We start from the raw sequence: 4349 nt of genomic DNA on the forward strand, positions 1-4349 counted from the left end.
TCCCGTAGCCGACGCACCTTCAGATGTTACAATTTGTACAGAATATATTTTACCTGCATTAACTGTAGGGAATTATTATACAGGGCCAGGCGGAACGGGTACGATGTTACCGGCTGCTAGTTCAATTCTATCAAGTCAAACATTATATGTTTATGCTGAGACTGGTACCACACCCAACTGTACAGATGAGAATAGTTTTTCGATTACAATAGTTCCAGGTGTTACCGCTGATGCTCCATCGGATGTTATGGCATGTGATAGTTATAGCTTACCAGCATTAACTGTAGGGGACTATTATACAGGGCCAGGAGGAACGGGTACGATGTTGCCTGCCTCTAGTTTGATTACTACTACTCAAACATTATATGTTTATGCAGAATCAGGAACGACACCTAATTGTACGGACGAAAATAGTTTTACTATTACCATCAATACCACACCAGTAGCGGATGCTCCAGCAGACATAACCGTTTGTGATAGTTATACATTACCTGGATTAACGGTAGGGAATTACTATACAGGTCCCGGTGGAACCGGTACGATGTTAAGTGCTTCGAATGTGATTACTACTAGCCAAACGTTATATGTTTATGCAGAGACAGGAACGACGCCCAATTGTACAGATGAGAACAGTTTTGTTATTACCATTAATGCAACTCCCGTAGCCGATGCACCAGCGGATGTTATGGCGTGTGATAGCTATGTGTTACCAAGTTTAACGGTAGGGAATTACTATACTGGACCTGGTGGAACCGGTACGATGTTAAGTGCTTCGAATGTGATTACTACCAGCCAAACGTTATATGTTTATGCAGAGACAGGAACGACACCTAATTGTACAGATGAGAATAGTTTTACCATTACCATCAATACCACACCAGTAGCCGATGCACCAGCAGATGTAACGGTTTGTGATAGTTATGTTTTGCCAGCGCTTTCAAGTGGGAATTATTATACAGGACCAGGCGGAACAGGAACAATGTTGCCAGCCTCTAGTTTGATTACTACAACTCAAACCTTATATGTTTTTGCGGAAACAGCAACGACACCTAATTGTACCGATGAGAATAGTTTTGTAGTAACTGTAAATTCTACACCAGTAGCGGATGCTCCATCGGATGTAACAGCTTGTGACAGCTATGTTTTACCTGTATTAACTGTAGGGAATTACTATACAGGGCCAGGTGGAACTGGTACGATGTTAAGTGCTTCGAATGTGATTACTACCAGCCAAACGTTATATGTTTATGCAGAGACAGGAACGACACCCAATTGTACGGACGAAAATAGTTTTACTATTACCATTATCACTAGTCCAGTAGCCGATGCTCCAGCAGATGTAACAGTTTGTGATAGCTATGTTTTACCAAGTTTAACTGTAGGGAATTATTATACAGGACCAGGTGGAACCGGTACGATGTTAAGTGCTTCGAATGTGATTACTACCACACAAACAGTATATGTTTATGCAGAGACAGGGACGACACCCAATTGTACGGATGAAAATAGTTTTATCATTACCATTAATACCACTCCAGTAGCTGACGCTCCAGCAGATGTATCGGTATGTGATAGCTATGTATTGCCAAGTTTAGCTGTAGGGAATTACTATACAGGACCAGGCGGAACCGGTACAATGTTGAGTGCTTCGAATGTGATTACTACCAGCCAAACGTTATATGTTTATGCAGAGACGGGAACGACACCCAATTGTACAGATGAAAATAGTTTTACTATTACCATCCATACTACTCCAGTAGCTGATGCACCAGCGGATGTGACGGCATGTGATAGTTATATGCTGCCAGCACTAAGTAATGGAAATTATTATACAGGACCAAGCGGAACAGGAACGATGTTAAGTGCTGGATTTACAGTTACAACGACTCAGTTGATTTATACTTATGCAGCATCGGGTACTACCCCAAATTGTACTGATGAGCATAGTTTTACAGTAACGATTAATACTACTCCAGTAGCTGATGCACCTGCAAATGTTACGGCTTGTGATAGCTATGTTTTACCAAGTTTAGCTGTAGGAAATTATTATACAGGTCCGGGAGGAACAGGTACGATGTTAAATATTGGATCGACTATTGGAACAACCCAAACATTATATGTATATGCAGAGACAGGCACAACACCAAATTGTACGGACGAGAATAGTTTTGTAGTAACAATAAACACTACACCACAGTTTACCTCATTAACAGGTAATGGACCAATATGTTCGGGAGCAAGTGCTGTGTTTACAATTACAGGAACATCAGGAGCAAGAGTAGATTATGTATTAAACGGATCCAATAGTTTTGTTATTATTCCAGCTTCAGGAGTAGCTACGGTAACAGTGCCAACAGCAACTACTAATCAAACCATAACATTAACGCAAATAAGCAATACTGTTACTTTGTGTAGCGCTACTTTAACGAATAGTTTAACCATTTCGGTTATTGCTTTGCCTACAGCAAGTATAGATGCTCAAAGCAACGCAGTATGTTATAATAGAAATACAACCTTATTGTTTACAGGAACGCCTAATGCAACTGTAGCGTTTACTAACGGGACTTCAAATTATACAGTAACTTTAAATAGCTCAGGAACGGCGAGCTATACTACTGCAAATTTGACCACAAATACGACATATAGTATAACTAGTGTATCGACTGCTACTACACCTTCTTGTTCTCAGAGTGTTACAGATAGCGAGACCATAAGTATAACCCCAACTCCTACCATTAGTAATGTTACCTATAGTACCAGTATTTGTTCAGGAGAGATGACTGATTTTGTAGTTACTTTAAATAATACAAGTACTTATGTTTGGAATGCTACTATAACAAATATAGATAATACTACATATGTTCAGAGTGGAGATCAAACCAATATTAATCAAATAGCTACCTTACAAAATGGATTAGAAGTAGGTTATATTACCATGCAAATTACCCCTACCTTGTCAGGAAGTAGTTGTAATGGTACTACAGAAGAGCATGTAGTTACAGTAAGACCAGTACCAGTAATAATGGATATTGCTGAAGCTAGTTTGTCTGTATGTTCAGGAGATACGGTTGAAGTTGCAATAACAGGTAATTTAGCAAATATTACTTACAATTGGACCGCTATTTTGAATGGAGTAATAGTGAGTTCAGGAGTTACCTCAGGAGCAACAACCCATACAATTAATTTAGGAGTAGAAGTTTCAGATGTTACACAATCAGGAGATTTGTATTTTGAAATCACTCCAGTATTAGGTAATTGTACAGGTCAAATGCAAACCAGTGCTACAATTGCAGTGAATCCTATACCAGGCGCTGTAGTATCTTCACCAGCAGCCGCCATGTGTAGTGGAGAATTAGTAGCAGATGTTATCGATATTCAAGTAGGTTATCCTAATTTAGCAGGAACAACCGTAGAATGGATAGTTCAAAGTTCTATGGGAGTTTCAGGAGCAAGTAGTGGATCAGCAAGTAGCAGTCCTTTTGAAATTCCGGATGTCTTAACTACAACTAGTACAGCACAAGGTGTAGTGATTTATAGAGTTTGGACAGTTTCTTCTACAGGTTGTAGAGGTGCATATACTGATTTTACGGTTTATGTAAACCCATTGCCAGAACCTGTATTAGAAGATGGATCTATATGTGTAGAGTTGTCAACAGGATTAGTTTTCCAAAGTCATTTACTAGATTCTGGGCTTCCAAATACTACAGATTATCAGTTCACATGGTATTTTAATGGAAATGTAATATCAGGTGCGACTCAAAACACCTATGCGGCAGAAGAAGCGGGAGATTATTATGTATTGGTACAAAACACCAATACAAATTGTGAGAATATCTCTAATATAGTCACAGTAACCGAGATTAATAATGCGACCGATTTTACTTATAGTATAACGGATGCCTTTACAGATAATACAACTGTATCAATAAGCGTATTAGATGGTAATGGAAGTTATTTATACCAGTTAGATGATCAAGATTTACAAGATTCAAATGTATTTACAGGAGTAAGTTTTGGAACGCATCAATTAACGGTTGTAGATGAAAAAGGATGTACTTATTTGACAAAAGAAATCTTAATTATAGATTATCCAAAATTCTTTACACCTAATGGAGATGGTTACAACGATTATTGGAATATTTTTACCTTGAGAGACCAACCTAACGCAAAAATTTATATCTTTGACCGATACGGTAAATTAATTAAGGAGCTTAGTCCTTTAGGAACAGGGTGGGATGGAACCTTTAATTCAAAAGACTTACCTTCTACAGATTATTGGTTTACTGTAGAATATCAAGAAAACCAACAAAATAAAGTATTTAAAGCACATTTTACATTAAAAAGATAAT

The 4349-nt window shown here is 38.2% G+C and carries 1 protein-coding gene; it reads left to right on the forward strand.

Going from position 1 to position 4349, the window contains the following annotated elements:
- Positions 1-4348, forward strand: a 4348-nt coding sequence (locus HALO113_RS18405) for a T9SS type B sorting domain-containing protein (protein WP_159780606.1), incomplete at its 5' end; no start/stop codon positions are given.
- Position 4349 lies beyond the last annotated feature (1 nt).

Source organism: Flavobacterium sp. 9AF (assembly GCF_902506265.1).
Lineage (GTDB): Bacteria > Bacteroidota > Bacteroidia > Flavobacteriales > Flavobacteriaceae > Flavobacterium.